This is a genomic window from Stenotrophomonas sp. FW305-3-2-15-E-LB1 (assembly GCF_058787375.1).
Genome location: NZ_JBYSZR010000025.1, coordinates 25972 through 46239, shown reverse-complemented (window position 1 = coordinate 46239; position 20268 = coordinate 25972). Strand labels below are relative to the sequence as shown.

At 67.6% G+C, this 20268-nt stretch carries 18 protein-coding genes; 9 read left to right on the top strand and 9 right to left on the bottom strand.

The genetic code is table 11. The features are described from left to right. Position 1: 1 nt before the first annotated feature. The 6 genes from AC3WL7_RS16255 (at position 2) to AC3WL7_RS16230 (ending at position 5046) form a co-directional block, all read left to right on the top strand. The gene (locus tag AC3WL7_RS16255) at positions 2-787 is read left to right on the top strand and encodes an SDR family NAD(P)-dependent oxidoreductase (RefSeq protein ID WP_492751633.1); all 786 of its coding nucleotides are present in this window, start codon (positions 2-4) and stop codon (positions 785-787) included. Between the two features lie 141 nt (positions 788-928). Next, the gene (locus AC3WL7_RS16250; protein WP_492751631.1) at positions 929-1213 is read left to right on the top strand and encodes a DUF4190 domain-containing protein; all 285 of its coding nucleotides are present in this window, start codon (positions 929-931) and stop codon (positions 1211-1213) included. A gap of 5 nt (positions 1214-1218) precedes the next feature. Then, positions 1219-1989, top strand: coding sequence for a class I SAM-dependent methyltransferase (locus AC3WL7_RS16245; RefSeq protein WP_492751629.1), 771 nt, complete (start codon positions 1219-1221; stop codon positions 1987-1989). An 8-nt stretch (positions 1990-1997) separates the two neighbouring features. Further along, a complete protein-coding gene (locus AC3WL7_RS16240) occupies positions 1998-3053 on the top strand; it encodes a quinone-dependent dihydroorotate dehydrogenase (RefSeq protein ID WP_108746560.1) in 1056 nt (351 codons plus the stop codon). Between the two features lie 8 nt (positions 3054-3061). Further along, positions 3062-4126: a UDP-N-acetylmuramate dehydrogenase gene (gene murB, locus AC3WL7_RS16235; RefSeq protein WP_492751626.1), complete on the top strand. Its 1065-nt coding sequence runs from the start codon at positions 3062-3064 to the stop codon at positions 4124-4126. A gap of 50 nt (positions 4127-4176) precedes the next feature. Continuing rightward, entirely contained in the window at positions 4177-5046 is an 870-nt protein-coding gene (locus AC3WL7_RS16230) for a DMT family transporter (RefSeq protein ID WP_079225199.1), read from the top strand. 617 nt (positions 5047-5663) lie between these two features. On the opposite strand, the gene AC3WL7_RS16225 is transcribed toward AC3WL7_RS16230, so the two are convergent. Both AC3WL7_RS16225 and AC3WL7_RS16220 read right to left on the bottom strand, forming a co-directional pair. Next, positions 5664-6671 (bottom strand): phosphotransferase enzyme family protein, encoded by a 1008-nt coding sequence (locus AC3WL7_RS16225; protein WP_492751624.1) that lies wholly within the window; start codon positions 6669-6671, stop codon positions 5664-5666. Between the two features lie 285 nt (positions 6672-6956). Beyond that, on the bottom strand, positions 6957-7616 hold the full coding sequence (locus AC3WL7_RS16220; RefSeq protein WP_200732699.1) for an O-methyltransferase: 660 nt from the start codon (positions 7614-7616) through the stop codon (positions 6957-6959). A gap of 127 nt (positions 7617-7743) precedes the next feature. Here AC3WL7_RS16220 and AC3WL7_RS16215 point away from each other — a divergent pair, with 127 nt between their 5' ends. Beyond that, positions 7744-8376, top strand: a complete 633-nt coding sequence (locus AC3WL7_RS16215; RefSeq protein WP_492751621.1) for a TetR/AcrR family transcriptional regulator — start codon at positions 7744-7746, stop codon at positions 8374-8376. 12 nt (positions 8377-8388) lie between these two features. On the opposite strand, the gene AC3WL7_RS16210 is transcribed toward AC3WL7_RS16215, so the two are convergent. Then, positions 8389-9000 (bottom strand): TetR/AcrR family transcriptional regulator, encoded by a 612-nt coding sequence (locus tag AC3WL7_RS16210; protein ID WP_492751619.1) that lies wholly within the window; start codon positions 8998-9000, stop codon positions 8389-8391. Positions 9001-9104: 104 nt separating this feature from the next. Here AC3WL7_RS16210 and AC3WL7_RS16205 point away from each other — a divergent pair, with 104 nt between their 5' ends. Further along, the gene (locus AC3WL7_RS16205) at positions 9105-10181 is read left to right on the top strand and encodes an MBL fold metallo-hydrolase (protein ID WP_492751617.1); all 1077 of its coding nucleotides are present in this window, start codon (positions 9105-9107) and stop codon (positions 10179-10181) included. A 27-nt stretch (positions 10182-10208) separates the two neighbouring features. Here the strand turns inward: AC3WL7_RS16205 and AC3WL7_RS16200 are convergent, their stop codons facing one another. Then, positions 10209-10706, bottom strand: a complete 498-nt coding sequence (locus AC3WL7_RS16200; RefSeq protein ID WP_492751615.1) for a helix-turn-helix transcriptional regulator — start codon at positions 10704-10706, stop codon at positions 10209-10211. Positions 10707-11248: 542 nt separating this feature from the next. Here AC3WL7_RS16200 and AC3WL7_RS16195 point away from each other — a divergent pair. After that, positions 11249-14368 carry a discoidin domain-containing protein gene (locus tag AC3WL7_RS16195; protein ID WP_492751613.1) on the top strand — a complete coding sequence of 1040 codons (3120 nt, stop codon included), beginning with the start codon at positions 11249-11251 and terminating at the stop codon, positions 14366-14368. A gap of 23 nt (positions 14369-14391) precedes the next feature. Here AC3WL7_RS16195 and AC3WL7_RS16190 read toward each other — a convergent pair whose 3' ends face one another. From AC3WL7_RS16190 to AC3WL7_RS16170, 5 genes are read right to left on the bottom strand one after another with little or no spacing between them, the layout of a single operon-like run. Further along, on the bottom strand, positions 14392-15363 hold the full coding sequence (locus AC3WL7_RS16190) for an ABC transporter substrate-binding protein (protein WP_492751612.1): 972 nt from the start codon (positions 15361-15363) through the stop codon (positions 14392-14394). A 16-nt stretch (positions 15364-15379) separates the two neighbouring features. Continuing rightward, a complete protein-coding gene (locus tag AC3WL7_RS16185; RefSeq protein ID WP_492751611.1) occupies positions 15380-17131 on the bottom strand; it encodes an amino acid ABC transporter permease/ATP-binding protein in 1752 nt (583 codons plus the stop codon). Continuing rightward, complete coding sequence (locus tag AC3WL7_RS16180; RefSeq protein ID WP_108747815.1) at positions 17128-17679, bottom strand: GNAT family N-acetyltransferase; 552 nt, start codon at positions 17677-17679, stop codon at positions 17128-17130. Before AC3WL7_RS16180 ends, AC3WL7_RS16185 begins: the two co-directional genes overlap by 4 nt. Positions 17680-17684: 5 nt before the next feature. Continuing rightward, the gene (locus AC3WL7_RS16175; RefSeq protein ID WP_492751609.1) at positions 17685-18905 is read right to left on the bottom strand and encodes a M20 aminoacylase family protein; all 1221 of its coding nucleotides are present in this window, start codon (positions 18903-18905) and stop codon (positions 17685-17687) included. Positions 18906-18909: 4 nt separating this feature from the next. After that, positions 18910-20253, bottom strand: coding sequence for an LLM class flavin-dependent oxidoreductase (locus AC3WL7_RS16170; RefSeq protein WP_492751607.1), 1344 nt, complete (start codon positions 20251-20253; stop codon positions 18910-18912). Positions 20254-20268 lie beyond the last annotated feature (15 nt).

The window sequence follows — 20268 nt, the reverse complement described above, 5'->3', positions numbered from 1 at the left end:
CATGGCTGCAGGTCGGATCCCCGCAGGGGCTCCGACCCTCGACTTCAGCGGCCGCCGCGTGCTCATTGCCGGCGGCAGCAAGGGAATCGGCCGTGAACTGGCGCTGGCATTTGCCGGCGCCGGTGCAGCGGTGTCGGTCTGCGCACGCGGCCTGCCCGGGCTGCAGGCACTGCGGGCCGATGCCCAGGCACACGGCACGCCCCTGCACGTGTTCACCACCGACCTGGCCGACACCGGCCAGATCGGCGGCTGGCTGCAGGCCTCCGCCGACGCACTCGGCGGCATCGACGTGCTGGTCAACAACGCCACCGGCTACGGCATGGCCGATGACGAAGATGGCTGGGCGGCAAGCCTGCAGATCGACCTGATGGCCGCCGTGCGTGCCTCACGCCTCGCGCTGCCCTGGCTGCGGGCTTCAGCCGATGCCTGCATCCTCAACCTGTCCTCGATCGCCGCCCAGCAGCCGCGCCCCGGCGGCGCCCCCTATGCGGCGGCCAAGGCCGCGCTCTCGCACTACACCACGTCGCAGGCGCTGGCCCTGGCAGCGGACCGCATCCGGGTCAACGCCATCGCGCCGGGTTCGATCGAGTTTGCCGACGGCCTGTGGGACCGTCGCCGCGTGGAAGATCCCGACCTGTACCACGCGACCCTGGCGCGGATCCCGTTCGGCCGCTTCGGCCACCCACGCGAGATCGCCGATGCTGCGCTGTTCCTGTGTTCGCCGCTGGCGCGCTGGATCACCGGGCATGTGCTCAACGTGGATGGTGGCCAGGTGCTGATGGGCTGAGTTTTCCGCGCGGGTAGCTGCCAACCCTGGTTGGCGCTCTTCGGCGACCAAGGTCGACGCCTGCCCAGGCCACCGCGCTGCTGCCCATGGGCTTGGCGGCCCGCAGGCACTATCATGTGCGCACTGCCAAGGAGGACCCCCATGAGCGTGGCACCCCGACAGACAAGTGCCCTGGCCGTCCTCAGCCTGGTGCTGGGCATCGCCAGCTGGACCGTGCTGCCTTTCGTGGCCAGCCTCGTCGCCATCGTCACCGGGCACATGGCGCGCGGTGAGATCCGCCGCCGCCCCACCGAGCTGGAAGGCGACGGCCTGGCCCTCACCGGCCTGATCCTGGGCTGGTTGAACGTGATCATGCTGGGCCTGGGCCTGCTGGTCATCGTCCTGTTCTTCGGCGGCCTGGCCTGGCTGGCCGCGATGTCGAACTGACGGCCATGAGCGCGTCAGACAGCACTGAACGCTTCAGCAGCAGGGTCGCCGACTATGTGCGCTACCGCCCGGATTACCCGGCTGCGCTGATGGACTGGCTGCACGGCCCGATGGCCGTGCCCGCCTCTGCCCGGGTTGCCGACATCGGCGCCGGCACCGGCATTTCCAGTCGTGCCTTCCTGGCCGCGGGCCATCCCCTGCTCGCGGTGGAACCCAATGCCGCCATGCGCGCCGCTGCCGAGCAGTGGCTGGCGCCGCTGTACCCGCAGTTCCGCGCCGTCGATGGCCGCGCCGAAGCGACCGGGCTGGCCGATGCCAGTGTCGACCTGGTCAGTGCCGCCCAGGCCTTCCACTGGTTCGACACCGTGGCCGTGCGCGCCGAATGGCAGCGCATCCTGCGCCCCGGTGGCATGGCGCTGGTCTACTGGAACTCGCGCCTGCTCGATGCCAGCCCGTTCCTCATCGGCTACGAGCAGCTGCTGCTGGACTACGGCACCGATTACACCGCAGTGGCCGAGCGCTACCAGGACGATGCCACCATGCAGGCCTGGTTCGGCCCCGGCTTGCGCGGCATGATCGAGCTGCCCAATGTGCAGCACCTGGACTTCGACGCCCTGCGCGGGCGTCTGCTGTCTTCTTCCTACGCACCGCAGCCGGGACACCCGCGCCATGCGCCGATGCTGGCTGCGCTGCAGGACCTGTTCAACGCCCATGCGGTGGATGGACAGGTCGCCTTTGAATATCGAACCCGAGCCTTCCTCGGCACGCTGGACTGAACCGACGCATGTATTCGCTTGCCCGCCCCTTCCTGTTCTCGCTCGACGCCGAGCGCGCCCACGGCCTCGGCCTGTCCGCACTGGACCTGGCCTACCGCACCGGCACCACGCCGCTGCTGGCCGCACGCATCGCGCCGATGCCGAGCACCGTGTTCGGGCTGACCTTCCCCAATCCGGTCGGCCTGGCCGCCGGCCTGGACAAGAACGGCGAGCACATCGATGCACTGTTCGCGCTGGGCTTCGGCTTCGTTGAGATCGGCACCATCACCCCGCGCCCGCAGGACGGCAATCCCAAGCCGCGCCTGTTCCGGCTGCCGGCACACCAGGCCATCATCAACCGCATGGGCTTCAACAATGCCGGTGTCGATGCGCTGGTGCGCAACGTCGAGCGCGCGCGCAACCGCCGCGGCCTGCTGGGCATCAACATCGGCAAGAACAAGGACACCCCCAACGAGCAGGCGGTCGATGACTACATCACCTGCCTGGACAAGGTGTACCCGTTGGCGGACTACATTACCGTCAACATCTCCTCGCCCAACACCGCTGGACTGCGCGAACTGCAGGAAGAAACTGCTCTGCGCCAACTGGTCAGCCAGCTGCGCGACCGCCAGGAAGACCTGGCCGCGCAGCACGGTCGCCGCGTACCGATGCTGGTGAAGGTGGCCCCGGACCTGAGCGAACGCGATATCGATGCCGCCGCGCGCGTCCTGGGTGAGCTGCAGGTGGACGGCGTGATCGCCACCAACACCACCATCGATCGCAGCGGCATCGCCGGCGATCCGCTGGCCAGCGAAGCCGGCGGCCTGTCCGGCGCACCGGTGCTGGACCAGTCGACGCTGGTGCTGCGCCGCCTGCGTGCGCGCCTGCCCGAATCGGTGCCACTGGTGGGCGTGGGCGGCATCCTCTCCGGCGCTGACGCGGTGGCCAAGATGGCTGCCGGCGCCGCCCTGGTGCAGTGCTACAGCGGCCTGATCTATCGCGGCCCGTCGCTGGTGTCTGATTGCGTGGAAGCGATCCGTCGCCGCCGCGAAGCGCCCAGCCGTGGCGCGGTGGCGCCGCTGTGAGCGCGCCCATGGACAGCCACGACACCTCCGCCGCACCGCTGCGCTGGACCCTCACCTCGAATGCCCCGCTGCAGGCGTTGAACACCTTCCACGTGCGCGCCGAGGCGGCGCAGCTGCTGGAACTGCACGACCCCACCCTGCTGCCCGACGTGCTGGCCCTGCCCAGCGTCGCCACTGGCCCGCTGCTGGTGCTGGGCAGCGGCAGCAACGTGCTCATCGCCGATGACCTGCCGGGCACGGTGCTGGTGTTCGGCAACCGCGACATCAGCTTCCTGGAACACCGTGCCGACCACGCGGTGATCCGCGCCGGTGCGGGCGTGTCCTGGCATGGCCTGGTGATGTGGTCGCTGCAGGAGGGCCTGTCCGGCCTGGAAAATCTCGCGCTGATCCCCGGCACCGCCGGTGCTGCGCCCATCCAGAACATCGGCGCCTATGGCGCGCAGGTGGGCGAGTTCATCCAGACCGTGGAAGCCTGGGACTGCCAGGAGCAGGCCTGGCTGCGGCTGGACAACGAACAATGCGGCTTTGCCTACCGCGACAGCGTGTTCAAGCAGCAGCCGGACCGCTACCTGATCACCGCCATCGAACTGAAGCTGCCGCTGCTGCACGACCTGCGCATGGATTACGCCGGCATCCGCGAGGAGCTGCAGGCACAGGGCGTGGAGCTGCCCAGCGCGGTGGACGTGGCCAACGCGGTCATCGCCATCCGCCGCCGCAAGCTGCCCGACCCGGACGTGATCGGCAATGCCGGCAGCTTCTTCAAGAACCCGGTGCTGCCACTGGAACAGGTGGAAGTGCTGCAGCAGCACTTCCCCGAGCTGCCGGTGTTCCCGGCCGAGCGTGATGACCAGCGCAAGGTCTCGGCGGCATGGATGATCGACGCGTGCGGCTGGAAGGGCTTCCGCGACGGCGACGCCGGCGTGGCGCCCAGCCATGCCCTGGTGCTGGTCAACCATGGCAACGCCAGCGGCGCCGAGCTGCTGGCCCTGGCCCGGCGCATTTCCGCGTCGGTACTTGAGAAGTTCGGCGTGCCGATCGAACCGGAGCCGCGCCTGCTCGGCGCCCAGTGGTGAACGCCAGCACCCGGCCGCCGCTCGCCACCCCGGCGCGGGCGGCGCTGCTGATGCTCGCCAGCACGATGGCCTTTGGTCTGATGGCCGTGGCCATCCGCTACGCCACCCGTTACGTGCCGACGCAGGAAGTGGCGTTCTTCCGCAACGCCTTCGGCCTGCTGGCGCTGCTGCCGATGCTGCTGCGCCCGGGCCGCGCACCGCTGAAGACCCAGCAGCTGCCGCGCTACTTCGTACGCAGTGCGATCGGCCTGGGCTCGATGCTGTGCGCGTTCTGGGCCCTCGGCCACCTGCCACTGGCACAAGCGGTGTCGCTGTCCTATTCCACGCCGTTGTTCGTCACCATTGCCGCCGTGCTGTGGCTGGGCGAAACCGTGCGCGTGCGCCGCTGGGCCGCCGTCGTGGTGGGTTTCATCGGCGTACTGGTGATCGTCCGGCCGGGCACTGCGGGTTTCTCTGCGGGCAGCCTGATCGCGGTGGCCGCGGCGCTGCTCAGTTCGCTGGTGGCCATCCAGATCAAGCAGCTGACCCGCGTGGACAGCGCCGACACGGTGGTGCTGTACACCTACGTGTTCTGGGTGCCGTTGTCGCTGGTGCCGGCGATGTTCGTCTGGGTCTGGCCCACCGGGCTGGCCTGGGTGTGGCTGGTGGCGACCGGCGTGATGGGTACGGTCGGCCAGCTGCTGTGGACGCGCGCGTTGCGCCTGGGCGAAGTGTCGGCCCTGACCCCGATCAGCTTCCTGCAGCTGCCGCTGGTGACGTTGTGCGGGTGGCTGCTGTTCGACGAGAGCGTGGATCGTTGGACGCTGATTGGTGCGGGCATCATCCTGGCGGCGAATGCGTACATCGCGCACCGTGAGGCGGTACTGGCACGGCGGGCCGCGAGCGTGGCAGCGACGGCGGCGGCCAAGCCGGCTGAGTAAGTGGTGTTTGGGCAGGGCTTGCAGCCCTGCACCTGCAGAATCAACGTCAACTTCAAAAGCCAGAGCGGCATTCCGTGGGATGGCGGGGCACTGTGGGTGGGTGCCGACCGTTGGTCGGCACATCTGTCAGATATCGAATGAATTCATCCGTGTCTACCAGAGCAGAACGCCGTCCCAGTAGATCCACGCCATGCGTGGATGAAATCTGTCAGATATCGAAATTAATTCCGGATCCGACCCCGTGCCGACCAACGGTCGGCACCCACCACCATCAGCAGCAGGCTCCAACAGATCGCAGGAAACTGTCGAAGGCGGGGTGGGTCCGGTTGAGGGGGCGTGAGCCGCATGGGCCCGAGGCATGCCTCGGGCGGGTTGGGCAGGACGCCCAACCCCGGTCTTGCCGTGTGCGCAGGACAGCGCACACGAGCAAGCGGCGACCGAGCTTACATGGACGTACTTGCAGCGTCCCCCTCAACCGGACCCACCCCGCCATCCCACGGACAGCCCGCTTTTGACGTTGGCGTTGACGTTGGCGTTGACGTTGGCGTTGACGTTGGCGTTGACGTTGACGTTGACGTTGCCTCTGCGGGTGCAGGTCGCAGCCCTGCCGAACACCCTTACACCGCGCTGTAGGCCCGTTCGGCCGCGCAGAACACATTCCCCGGTGCAAACAACTCGCCCAGATGATGCAGCGCCTGCCGCCGCTGCTGCGGTGGCCTGTAGTCGCCCCCTGCCCCCATCAGCATCTGCTGGAACTCCACCAGATCCTGCAGGATGCGCACGTGCCGGTACCAGGCAATCCACTGCGGATCGCCCATGTCATCGCCGTAACCATCGGCAAACCCCTGCGGGCGCTCACGCCCCCAACGGCCGCCCACCGCCGCGCCGACAAACATCAGGTCGCGTTCGCGGGGCGCCAGCGAAAGGCCGTCCCAGTCGATCAGGTGCAGTGCTCCGTCGTGCCCCATCAGCACGTTTCCCGCGTGCAGATCGGTATGGCACAGGTACAACCGCGGCACGCTGTCATGCAACGCCTGCTGCAACTGCCGGGCCCGCGCGTGCAATGCGGCGATGCGCGGTCGCTGCCGCCCCCACATGGCCAGGAAGGCACGGCTCCAACGGTCCTGTGCCACCGGCAGCGCTGCCGGTTGCTGCAGCCACTGGCCAACGGTCTGCAGCGCGGACGCATCCAGCACACTGTGTGGCAGCCCTTCCGCCAACGTGGCGGGTACCTTTGCATCGTGCAGCTGGCGCAGCACTTCCCCCAGCCGGCGCCACTGCGCCGCGCTCAACGGTGCCTCGAAACCGGATTGCCCTTCGATATAGGGGAACAGGGTGAACTGCAGGCCCCAGCGCGTAACCGAGGCCCCCCCGGTCAGTGCCGGCCACGGCGCCACCACTTCTTCGATGCCCAGCGGGCCGCGCATCCAGTGCAGGCCCTCCCACACCACCGCGCCCACCTCGTAGCTGCGGCACTTCAACCACCACTGGCTGCCGCGTGCGTCGATACGGAACACGCCGGCATTGGCGTCGGCACCCACCGCACGCGGCACCACGGCGGTGGCCATGACGCCGTAGGACTGTTGCAGGACTTCGCCGATCTGCTGCGCCGAAGCGAATGGCATGGTTGAGCGCGTACCGTGGGGTTGGATCCAGTGTCGCATCAAGCCCAGTGAACGCGCAGGCAATCCGGTCACAACATCAACATGCATCCCTCGCCAGGGGCATCGGAGGAAGCGATGGAAGCCAACACGCGTTTCATCGGCGGTCGCCCCATAGCGATCAAGGAACGGTTTCACCCAGCGGGCGTTCCCGAAGCTGTCCACCACGCTGAGAATCGCCGTGGGTAACCATGCAGTGCTCGCCCTGCTGCCGCTGCCGCAGCAGCGCAGCACAGGCATGCGCCGCGCTCAGCCCAGCCGCATCGACAATTCCACATCCTCGGCGAACGGCAACGACAGGTAGCCGCTGCCCGGCGCACGCACGCGCTGCAGGTAAGCCGGGCTATCGTCGGCATTGTCGGCCACGATCAGCGCGCCCGGGCGCAGGTGCGGCTGCAGCAGGTCCAGCACCTCGGCATACAGCACCTTGGCGCCATCCAGCAGCACCAGGTCGATCGGGGCGGGCAGGTCCTGCGCCAGCGTCTGCAGGGCATCGCCCGCACGCAGGTCCACCAGGTCATCCAGTCCGGCCTCACGCAGGTGCGCGGCGGCGCGCTGCAGCTTGCCCGGTTCGAATTCGGTGGTGACCAGGCGGCCGCCGCCGTTGTCGCGCAGCGCTGCGGCCAGGTGGATGGTGGAAATACCGAACGAGGTACCAAATTCAACGATGTGGCGCGCGCCACTGCTCCGCGCCAGCAGGTACAGCAGCTTCCCGGTGTCGGCCGACACCGGCAGCCACAGGTCCTTCAGCAGCTCGCCATACAGCCGGGTGTACTCGCCGCGGCTGCCCAGCAGGCGCTGCCGTTCGGCCGGCGGCACCGCAGTCAGGGCCGGGCTGAGGGCGCTGTCGGCTTCGTCAAACAGGCGCTGCAGCAGCGGCGCCACGGGGGAGGATGTCAGGGTGGTCATGCAGGGCTTCCAGAGAGGGGTCAATGACGTTTCACGGGCGCCAGCCGGCGGCTAGAATGCGAGTAATCCGTCGCAAACAAGATTAGGCGCCCTCCCCTGGGCTGACTATTCGCATTGGAACCGCCCCATGTCCGAGCGCCGTCCGCCGCAGATTTCCTCGAGAAAACAGCCTCGCCAGGCTCGTTCCAACGACCTGGTCGGAGCCATCCTGCAGGCCGCTGCTCAGGTTCTGCGCGATGAAGGCGCGCCCCGTTTCACCACCGCGCGGGTAGCCGAGCGGGCCGGCGTCAGCATCGGGTCGCTGTACCAGTACTTCCCCAACAAGGCAGCGATCCTGTTCCGGCTGCAACACGATGAGTGGCAGCAGACCAGCGCGATGCTGCGCGACATCCTGCAGCGCACCGACGGCCCGCCGCTGCAGCGTCTGCGCGCACTGGTACAGGCGTTCATCCAGTCCGAATGCGAAGAGGCGCAGATGCGCGGTGCGCTGGTTGACGCCGCGCCGCTCTACCGCGATGCGCCGGAAGCCGAGCAGGCCCGCAATGGCGCCGACGCGGCCATGCTCGCATTCATGACCGAAACACTCCCCGATGCCAGCGCAGCGCAACAGCAACTGGCGGTCGATCTGATCCACACCACGCTGGGTGCCACCGGCCGCGAGTTTTCCAGCATGCCGCGTACGGCGGTGGAGATCAGCACCTACGCCGATGCGGTCGCTGACATGTTCTGCGCCTATCTGCAGCAGCTTGGCGCGCGGTGAGCGCGCCGTGACTCAGCGCGCGTAGAAGCCCAGGAACATCGCCACCGCCGACTCGGCGACCTTGCGCCTTTCCGCCGGCCCCAACGGTGGCTGGCCCATGGTCACCTGCGGCCAGAACGCGAAGCCCTTCACCAGGCCCTGCAACTGGTGGTCGGCGAATTCCGGATCGACCTCACGCAGGCGCCCATCGGCGACGGCCGCGCGGATCCACGCGCTCACCCCGCCTTCCTTCTCGCCCATGCGGCAGACGATGGCCTGCGCGCGCTCCGGCGAGTGGATGATCTCGGCCATCGCCACGCGGGCCAGATCGATGAAGTTGGCATCGCCCAGCAGTTCCAGCTTCTGCCCCAGCAACTGCAGGAGCTGCACGTCCAGCGGCAGATCGGCGCGATAGGGGAGTACGACAGCGGCCATGCTGCTTTCCCAGAGTTCTTCCAGGATGTGGCCGAACAGTTCTTCCTTGCTGGGGAAATGGTTGTAGACGGTGCGCTTGGAGACGCCTGCGGCTGTGGCGATGCGGTCCATGCTGGTCGCCTCGTAGCCGGCGCTGCGGAACTCCTCCACCGCCGCGCGCACGATGGCTTCGCGTTTGCGGTCGGTCAGGCGTTGCGGGGCACGGGTCATGGCGGGAACCAGGAAACTGAACGGATGCGCGCATTTTACACCGGCCGGTGTACTTTCCTGAAATCGGAAACTACACTGTGCAGTGTACCCAGCGGACGTCACCGATGAAGCGCCTGCTCCTTGTCCTCCTGTTCGGAACCCTTGCCGTGACTGCCTATACCTTCTGCAAGTCCTGGTCCCTCCCCGACTTCCCCGATTCACCGCAGTACAGCGATGGCAAGTTCCGCAACGCCCTGCCGAAACCGGCGATGGGCCTGCGCGCCGGCGCCGAGCTGTGGTGGACGTTCCTCTTCAACCGCCCCAAGGGCACCGTGCCGACGGCGCCCATCCCGGTGCAGGCACTGGACCGTGCGGCGCTGGATGCCGCGCCCGATCGCAGCCTGTTCCGGCTTGGCCACTCCACCCTCCTGTTGAAGCTGCGCGGACAGTACTGGCTGACCGACCCGGTGTTCTCCGAGCGTGCCTCGCCGGTGCAGTGGATGGGCCCGGCGCGCTTCCATGCGCCGCCGATCAGCATCGAGGACCTGCCGCCGATCGCCGGGGTGATCCTCTCGCACAACCATTACGACCATCTCGACCATGCTGCGGTCATGCAGTTGGCCGGCAAGACCGCTCGCTTCATCGCGCCGCTGGGCGTGGGCGACCAGCTGATTGCCTGGGGCGTGGATGCGGCCAAGGTCGAACAGCTGGACTGGTGGCAGTCGACCGAAGCCAACGGCCTGCGCCTGACCGCCACCCCGGGCCAGCACTTCTCCGGTCGCGGCCTCGGCGACAGTGACCGCAGCCTGTGGGCGTCGTGGGTCATCCAGGATGACGATTTCCGCATCTTCTTCAGCGGCGATACCGGCTACTTCGATGGCTTCAAGGCGATCGGCGAGAAGTACGGTCCGTTTGACCTGACGATGATCGAGACGGGTGCCTACGACCAGCGCTGGGCGTTCGTGCACATGCAGCCCGAACAGACCCTGCAGGCGCACCTGGACCTGCGTGGCAAGTGGCTGCTGCCGATCCACAACGGCACCTTCGATCTTGCCCTGCACGAATGGCAGCAGCCGTTCGAGCGGATCACTGCACTGGCGGCGGCCAGGAACGTCGCTGTGACCACGCCGATCATGGGCGAGGCCTTGGACATGCAGGCGCCGCACGCCGGCTCCCGCTGGTGGGAGCAGGTGCAGCGGTAACGCAGTGGGCGCCGATCCAGGCCGGCGCTACGCCTTCGGCTGCAGCCTGCGCCCTTCCCGCGCAAGATTGAGCTGCAGCGCGGCGGCGGCGAGTTCGGTCATCTCCGTGGTGACCTTCGCGCTGCCCCGCGCCCGCAGCCAACCGAGAATGTCGGCGAGATGCCAGATCGAGGTCGACCCCTCATGGACCGGGGACGGAAACGACTGCGGGTTGGCAAGCATCAGCTTGCGCATGTTCTGCCGCGACATTCCCAGCAGGTCTGCAACGTCGGTGAGCCCCACCAGGTCGGGGCTCACTTCGACCAGCTCGGCACCAGGCACCGCCCGCTGCGCGTCATCCAGCGCCGAACGCAGGGCAGCCCCTGCGCTGCCCGCCTCACGGCAGAACGCCAGCGCCAGTCGTCCAGGCAGACCGATGCCCACAAGTGCATCGTCACACCCGGCTTCAGCCAAGCGCTGCTCGAGGACATCGATTTCATCGCAGGTGTCCGGCAAGCGGTACTTCAGCGTGAAGTTGAATTCCATGATTGACCACCTCGCTTCTGACGAAGCCTGAGTTCATTGCTCACGACTGCAGTTCTCGACTACGCGCCGCAAGGCCCTTGCATGATTGCCTGCACTGCGGGGCGTGCTCCAGATGCTGACGATGCAGAACTCTCCGCATCGGCAATCGGTGTCGTTGAAGGGGCAATACATCCGGCCCCACGCATTGCCGCCCGCCACGCGAAGCCTCCACCCTCGATCCTCCGCGAACTGCAATGCCGCTTCGATGTCCTTGTCGGGATGACGCGCTCGAGACATTCCCAGTTCTCCACAGTCTGCCCATGGCATGGGCGAGTTGTCAACTGACAACCCAATGAAATCCAATACCCGATCTGACGATAGCCGGTCCCATCCACGCGTCCAGAGCCACACACGTCAGCAAGACGGGATGGCCCCGCCTGGAGATTCGTTGACCCACGTCGCTGACACCCCGAAGAGCTATTGCAGCGCGTCATGTAACCGCTTACATCCCTTGCTAGCGTATCCCTCGCCCGCTTACGGCCGAACCCGCGAGGTTGCCCGCAATGACGTTGTGCGCCGAACGCTCCAAGGTCTCCCGCCCTCTTCTCCTGTGCCGTCCCGCCACTGCCCTGCTGCTCGCCGCGCTGGCAGCGTCCGCTCAGGCCCAGACCCTTCCCCCGCGCAGCCAATGGCAGGCCAGCAGTTCCTCGCAGCAGGTGCCGGCCATGGCCATCGGCCACCTGATCGACGGCGACCCGAAGACCGTCACCGGCGGCGCCTTCAGCCCCGGCCATTGGTTCCAGATCGACCTGGGCGCACCCGCACTGCTGGCAGGCGCGCGGCTGACCTGGGATGTCTCCAATCCTGAGGGCTACTCGCTGCAGACCTCGGTGGACGGCACGCAGTGGCAGACCGCATACACCATGGCCGACTCGCTGGGCGATGTGGAAACCCTGTACTTTTCGCCACGGCAGGCGCGCTACCTGCGGCTGGCCAGCCCGCAACGCACGTCCGACTGGGGCGTCTCCATCTTCGAGGTGGAGCCGCTGGACGCCACGCTCAGTGCACGCATCGGCGGTGTCGATGCAACGCAGGCAGCCGCACTCTGGCAAGGCGGCAGCGCCGTGGCGATCCCTCGCGGCAAAGGCGGTTCCCGTGTTCTCGAGATCACGCTGCCGCAGGCCCAATCCACCGCCGGCCTGGTGATCGACTGGGCCGATGGCGCGCGCGGCCCTGCCCGCCTGCAGGCGCAGGATGCACACGGCCACTGGCAGGAACTCGCACATGATGCACAGGCAGCCCACCATCGGCAGAGCTGGTTGGCCGCCGGCACAGCGCAACCCCTGCGCGCGTTCCGGCTGAGCGTGGACGGCGCTGCACCGCAGATTGCGCGGCTGCGGCTGCTCGGCCCGAAAGCCGTGATGACGCCGATGAAGCAGTACCAGATCACCGCCAGCGGCGCCCAGCGCGCATTGTTCCCCGCGTCGCTGCAGATGCAGCAGACCTACTGGACCGCGGTCTGCATCCACGGGGGAAGGCAGAAATCCATCTTCGACGAGCATGGCAATCTGGAGGCATTCAAAGGCGCGCCGCTGGTGCAGCCCCTCTGGCGCAATGCCGACGGCCATACCGCAGGCGCCGCTGGCCAGGCGATGCAGCATGCCCTGCGCGATGGCTGGAAGCCGATGCCGTCCGTCACCTGGGTGCCGCAGCCTGGCCTGGAGCTGCGCAGTGAAGTGTTCGCCATCGAACGCGATGGGCAGCCGGTGACCTTCCTGCGCCATCGCCTGCACAACACCGGCAGCACCCCGATCGACGGCACGCTGAGCCTGGTCGTGCGCCCGATGCAGATGAATCCACCGTGGCAGAACGGTGGGCTCTCGCCGATCCGCGAGGTGGCCGTCGACGGACACACCGTGCGCGTCAATGGCCGCACGCTGCTGCAGTCGCTCACGCCGGTAGCGGCGTCCGGCGTGGCGCCTTTCGGCAAGGACGGCGCAACGGAGATCACCGCCACCCTCGCTGCTGGCCAACTGCCTGCCGCGCAGCAGGCGCAGGATGACCAGGGGCTTGCCGCAGCCGCGCTCAACTACCACGTCTCGCTGGCACCCGGCGCGAGCGATGCCATCGTGGTCGCATTCCCCTTGGGTACGGCCGCGGCGAATGCCAATGGAGTGCTGCCCGAGGCACCTGCGCTGGACCTGGCCGCGCTCCCGCGCGATGCCAATGCGGCGTTCGAGACCCTGGCCACGCAGGCATCGGCAGACTGGGAGGCACGGCTGGGCACGGTCGGCCTGCGCCTGCCCGATCCCTCCCTGGTCGACATGCTGCGCGCGCAGGCCGCCTACATGCTGATCAACCAGACCGGTCCGGCCATGCAGCCCGGGCCGCGCAACTACAACCGATCCTTCATCCGCGACGGCATGGCCACTTCGGCAGTGCTGCTGCGCATGGGCGAAGCAGCCGTCGCACGCGACTACCTGGCCTGGTACAGCACGCACGGCGTGCATGCCAATGGCCTGGTCTCGCCCATTCTCAACGACGATGGCAGCGTCAACACCGGCTTCGGTTCGGACATCGAGTACGACAGCCAGGGCCAGTACGTTGCACTGGTTGCCGATGTCGCGCGCCTGGATGGTGGGCCGGAATCGGTGCGTGAGTACCTGCCGAAAGTGAAAGCAGCGCTGCGCTTCCTGCAGGAACTGCGCGAGCGCACGCTGGTGCCGGGCTACAAGGCCGACCAACCCGCGCCGGAACGTTTCGCCGGCATTCTTGCGCCGTCGATCAGCCACGAGGGCTACCCCTCGCCTACCCACAGCTACTGGGACGACTACTGGGGCCTGAAGGGCTGGCACGACGGTGCATGGCTGGCCGAGGCACTCGGCGATCATGAAACAGCCGCGTGGGCACGCGAGCAGTACAAGCTGCTGTACGACGCGCTGCATGCCTCGATCCGCGCGACGATGGCGTGGAAGGGCATCGACTTCATTCCTTCTTCGGCCGACCTCGGCGATGGCGATCCCACCGGCGTATCGATCGCACTGGACCCGACCGGGGCGCAGAGCGTGCTGCCGGCCGAAGCATTGAGGACCACGTTCGCGCGCTACCTCGACGATGTCCGAAAGCGCAGTCAGCCCGGTGCTCTGTACGCCTATACGCCCTATGAAATCCGCAACGTGTTGAGCTACGTGCATCTGGGCCAGCCTGACGCGGCCGATGAACTGCTGCAGGGACTGCTGCACGATCGGCGCCCGCTTGAGTGGCAGGTATTGGCCGAAGTCGTGCATTCCCGCCTTCGCTTCCCGCGCTACCTGGGCGACATGCCGCACACCTGGATCGGTGCCGAGTACGGTCGCACGCTGTTCGGCATGCTGATGCGCGAAGACGACGATGCGCTCTCACTGCTGCCGGGCACGCCGCCGTCGTGGGTGGCCGGTGACGGGCTCGCGGTAGAGCGCCTGCCAACGGCGTATGGCACGTTGCAGATGCAGGCGCGGCAACGCGACGGCGTGCTGACGATCACGCTGGCTGAGGGACTGCACCGCAGGACGGCAGTGAAAGTCTGGTGGCCGGACCGCACGATGCCAAAGGCGGTACGGGTGGATGGCCGGCCGGTCAGCGGCTTCGATGCCGATGGTGTGCGCGTGGCGAAGCCGTTCAGTACGCTGGAGGCGCATTGGTGAATGCCACTGCGCATGGCCCCGCGTCAGAGATTGGGCAACCCCGGTGGATTGGTCTGCGATTGCGGCACGGCTTCCTCGGCCAGGTTCCAGCGTGCCAGCGCCTGCGCATAGGTACCGCTGCGGATCTGTGTGTTCAACGCGGCGGTGATCGCATCGGCCAGCCCACTGCCCTTGCGCGTGGTCGCCGAAATCGCCGCAGCATCCGGCCAGCCGCCGGGGAAAAGGCCCACCCGCCGCACCTTGCCATCACGTGCCGAGTAGGCACCGGTGGCGTTCGGCTCGAACGAGACATCGGCACGGCCGGTGATCACCGCCAACCGCCCCACTACCGCATCATCGAAGTACTGGTACTCCACGGGCCTCAGGCCCGCCGCGATGTTCTGCTGGTCCCAGTGCCGCAGGATCTGGTCCTGGTTGGTGCTGGCGCCGACCACCACCTTCAGCCCGGCCACGTCGGCCGGCCTCTCGATCTTGCGGATCGGCCCATCGGCGCGCGTGTAGATGCCCAGCAGGTCGAAGCGGTAGCTGGAGAAATCGAACTTCTTCTTGCGCTCTTCAGTAACCGTCACGTTGGAGAGCACCGCATCGTACTTGCCTGATTCCAGCCCCAGCGGCCAGTCAGCCCACGCCACTGGAACCAGCACCAGCTTCAAGCCCAGGCCATCGGCAATCAGCTTGGCGATGTCCGGCTCCACGCCCACCACCTGCTTGCTGTCAGCACCGTAATCAGCCAGCGGCAGCTGTGCCGGATGGGTCGCGACGGTCAGCGCGCCGGGGGTTACGAAACGGTAGCCGGCGGGAATCAGCGACTGCGCCTTCGGGTCGGGCGTGCCAATCAGTGCAGGCGCATCGGCACCGGCCAGGGTCACGCTGGCGCCGGGCGCGGCGGCTGGCGCCTGCACGCGCGAATAGACGATGCCGGCAATGCCGATGACCAGCACGGCGCCGATCAACAGGGTGCTGCGCGAGGGAAGGCGCGATGCTGTAGGGCTCATGGTGATCCTTGGGGAATTACAGGGTCTTGGCCAGGAAATCGGCGGTACGTTGCTGGCGCGGCCGCTCAAACAGCGCCTCGGGATTGCCCTGCTCGATCACCCTGCCTTGGTCCATCATCACCACGGTATCGGCGACGCGGCGGGCGAAGCTCAGTTCATGGGTCACGATCACCAGGGTGGTGCCCGAGCGGGCCAGCTCTTCGATCACGCTCAGCACTTCGGCCACCAGCTCGGGGTCCAGTGCCGAGGTCGGCTCATCGAACAGCAGTACTTTCGGCTGCAATGCCAGCGCGCGGGCAATGGCGATGCGCTGCTGCTGGCCACCGGACAGCTGTCGTGGGAAAGCGTCCGCCTTGTCAGCCAGGCCAACGCGCTGCAGCAGGTCACGCGCCTGCTGTTCGGCCTGCGCACGCGGCAGGCCACGCACCGCGATCGGTGCCTCGATGATGTTCTCCAGCGCCGTCAGGTGCGGGAACAGGTTGAAACCCTGGAACACCATGCCGACCTCGGCACGACGGCGGCGGATCTCGCGCTCGGGCAGTTCGTACAGGGTGTCACCGTCGCGGCGGTAGCCGATCAGCTGGCCGCCGACCGTCACGAAGCCGCTGTCGGCGCGTTCCAGGTGATTGATCAGCCGCAGCAGGGTCGACTTTCCCGCACCGGAAGGACCGATCAGCACGGTCACGCTGCCAGCGCGCAGTTCCAGGTTCACGTCTTCCAGCACGGGCTGTTCACCGAAGGCCTTGCCCACGCCCTGCAGCACGACCGATGCGCCCTGCCCGGCCTCGACCTGGGCGGCGATGCGCGGGCGGCTGGCCACGGGTGCAACGCCCTGCACAACGGGCCGTGGCGGTGCAGACACGCGGGAGACACTGCGCTCACGCTGCAGCTGGCCACGCGCAAAGCGCTGCTCCACGCGTCGCTGCAGCAGAGAAAGCACGGTGAGGATGACCAGGTACCAGACCGTGGCCACCATCAGCAGCGGCACCACCTCCAGGTTGCGGCGGTAGATCACCTGCACGGTGTAGAACAGTTCGGGCAGCGCCAGCACGTAGACCACCGAGGTGCTCTTGGCAAGCCCGATCACATCATTGAAGGCCGCCGGCAGGATCGAGCGCATCGCCTGCGGCAGGATGATGCGGCGGACCTGGCGGCCGCGCGGCAGGCCCAGCGCGGCCGCCGCTTCGTACTGGCCATGGTCGACCGAGAGGATGCCGCCACGGATCACTTCGGCCGAGAACGCCGCCTGGTTCAGGGTCAGGCCCAGTACCGCGGCAGTGAACACCCCGATCAGCTGGGTGGTCGGGTACGAGAACAGGCTGATGCCGGTGAATGGCACGCCCAGTTCAATGGTGCTGTACAGGTAGCCGAGGTTGTTCAGCAGCAGCAACAGCACCAGCAGCGGGATCGAGCGGAACAGCCACACATAGCCCCACGACACCGCCGACAGCAGCGGCGAGCCTGACACCCGCGCCAGCGCCAGCAGCGTGCCCAGCGCGAAGCCCAGGCCCGTGCCCAGCGCAGTCAGCAGCAAGGTGCGGCCAAGCCCTTCCAGCACCGGGCGCGCGAAGAACCATTCGGCGAACGTCCCCCAGCCCCAGCGTGGGTTGCCCAGCACCGACTGCAGCGCGATCAGGATCAGTGCCAGCGCCAGCACCGTGCCGACGGTCTGCAGCGGATGGCGCGCCGGAACGATCTTCAACGCCGTTGAGGGTGCGGTGGCCGGACGGGCAGCGATGCCGTCCAATGCGGTCGAGGGCGTGCTCATGCATGGACTCCGTGCCGCACGGCCGCGTCGGCGTGCGGCAGTGGTGCCGCCGCGTGCAGGTGTTTCTCGAACGGCAGATGGGCGATGGTTTCCGGGTCCGCCTGCAGATCGAACAGCGCGGTGTAGCCATGGCCCAGGTACAGGCCCACCGCCTCGGGCTGGCGGAAGCCGGTGGTGAGGAACACGCGGCGATAGCCCTGGCGTGCGGCCTGGTCTTCCAGCTCCTGCAGCACGCGGCGGGCGATGCCCTGGCGGCGCAGGCCGGGCAGCGTCCAGATGCGCTTGAATTCGGCGGTGTGCGCATCGCGGTGCGGCATGAAGGCGCCGCCGGAGATCGCCACGCCATCGCGCAGCAGCAGCAGGAAAGCGCCCACCGGCGCGGCGAAGGCCTGTGCCGGATAGCGCTGCAGTTCTTCGCGGGCACTGCCGCCGATGCGACGTCGCACGTCGGCATAACGGCTGTCGTATTCCTGTTCCAGGCCATCGAACAGGGGCCGCGCCAGCGGGTCATCCACCGAGGTGTAGAGGAAACGCTCGTTGTCGTACAGCACGCTCATGCCGCGTCCCCCACCAGGTAGTGCTCGGCCAGGCGCGCCCACAGGCTGGCGGCGGGCGCGATGGCAGCGTCGTTGAACACATACCGCGGGCTGTGCAGCGGCGCACTGTCACCATTGCCGACGAACACGAAACTGCCCGGACGTGCCTGCAGCAGGAAAGCGAAATCCTCGCTGGCGGTGCGCGGTGCAAATTCGGGAACGACCTGCCCAGCGCCGAACGCCTGCAGCGCCACCTCGCGGATGTAGGCGGTCTGCTGCGGGTGGTTGATGACGCTGGGGAAGCCGCGCGGGAACTCGATCTCGGCACGTCCACCAAATGCTATGGCGGTCTGCTCGGCGATGTCGGTCACCCGGCGGCGCAGGGTATCGCGCACCTCCGGCAGGTAGGCGCGTACGGTCAGCGTCAGTTCCACCACATCGGGAATCACGTTGGCCGCGTGCCCGCCGTGGATCGAGCCCACGGTGACCACGCCCATCTGCCGCGGGTCCACGTTGCGTGACACCACGCTCTGCAGCGCGGTGATGATATGCGCCGCCACCAGGATCGGGTCGACGCTGCCCTGCGGCTCGGCGCCGTGGCCACCCTTGCCGATCACCTTCAACCGCGCCCAGTCCACCGACGCCATCGCCGGTCCATCGACGAAACCAAAGTGACCCACTGGCACGCCCGGCCAGTTGTGCAGGCCATAGATGGCATCCACCGGGAAACGCTCGAACAGGCCGTCCTCGATCATCTTCGAGGCGCCCGACCCGGTCTCTTCAGCCGGCTGGAACACCAGCTGCAGCGTGCCATCGATGCGCCCGTGGTGGGCCAGGTAATGCGCGGCCGACAGCAGGATGGCGGTGTGGCCATCATGGCCGCAGGCGTGCATGAGGCCTTCGTTCTGGCTGGCATAGGCCAGGCCGGAGTCTTCCCGGATCGGCAGCGCATCGATGTCCGCACGCAGTCCCAGCCGGCGGCTGCCCTGCCCGCGCTGCAGCGTACCCACCACGCCGGTGCCACCGATGCCGGTGGTCACTGCATAGCCCCACTGCTGCAGCAGCTCGGCCACGCGGGCGCTGGTGCGGTGCTCTTCGAACGCCAGTTCGGGGTGGCGATGCAGGTCGTGCCGCAAGGCGATGGCCGCTTCGGCGCGCGCGGCAATTTCGGGCAATACACCTGTTGCCGGCGTGTTCCGCCGGGCATGGACCGGCGCTACCGATGTGTCTCCGCTCATCGTCTTACCCCACCTTCCGCGCCGGCTCGGCGTCGGTCGCATGGCGGCTGGCCTTGCGCGGCAGGCCGAGATGGTCACGCAGGGTCTGCCCTTCCAGTTCGCGCTGGTGGTACCCGCGCGCCTGCAGGATCGGCAGCACCAGCCGCACGAAGTCATCCAGCCCTTCGCGTTGCGCCGCGAAACCCAGGATGAACCCATCGCTGGCACCCGCGTCGAACCAGCGGATCAGTTCGTCGGCCACGTGCTGCGGGGTTCCGATGAAGTTCGGCCGCGGGCTGACTGCCTGCAGCGCCACCTGGCGCAGGGTCAGGCCCTGCTCGCGCGCGTCCTGCTTGATGCGGTCGGTGGTGGAGCGGAAGGAGTTGCTGCCAATGTCGCCCAGTTCGGGGAACGGCGCATCCGGATCGTACTGGCTGAAGTCATGGTGGTCGAAGAAGCGGCCCAGATAGGCCAGTGCGTCCTCCAGGCTCGCCAGCGCTGCGATGGCCTGGTACTTGGCCTCGGCCTCGGCCGCCGTGTGGCCGACGATCGGGCCGATGCCCGGGAAGATCTTCACGTCGTTGCCGCTGCGCCCGTGGGCGATGGCGGAGTTCTTGACCTTCTGGGTGAACGCCCGCGTCTCGTCCAGGGAAGGCGAATGGGTGAACACCGCATCGGCGTACTTGCCGGCCAAGGCGATGCCATCGTCGGACGAGCCGGCCTGGAAGATCACCGGCTGCCCCTGCGGCGACCGCTGGATGTTCAGCGGGCCTTCCACCTGGAAGAACTTTCCCTTGTGGTCCAGGCGCCGGAATTTTTCCGGGGCGAAGAACGTACCGCTGTCGCGCGCGCGCACGAACGCATCGTCGTCCCAGGAATCCCACAGGCCCTGCACCACCTCCAGGTACTCATCGGCAATCTGATAGCGCAGCGCGTGTTCCGGGTGCGGGCGGCCGTAGTTGCGGCCCGAGCCTTCCAGCGGCGAGGTCACCACGTTCCAGCCCGCGCGGCCGCCGCTGAGCAGATCCAGCGAGGCGAACTGGCGGGCCACGGTGAATGGATCGCTGTAGGAGGTGGACAGGGTACCGGTCAGGCCGATCTTCTTCGTTGCCGTAGCCAGCGCCGACAGCAGCGAGATCGGTTCGAAGCGGTTGAGGAAATGCGGGATCGACTTTTCGTTGATGTACAGCCCATCTGCCACGAAACCGAAAGCGATGCCGTTGTCCTCGGCGGTGCGCGCGATGTCGATGTAGAACTGCAGGTTGACGCTGGCATCGGCCGGGTTGGAAGGGTGTTTCCAGGCATGCATGTGGCTGCCGGGGCCCTGCAGCATGATGCCGAACGGAATGTGGCGCGGGGTGGTGCTCATGGGGGTCGCTCCTGC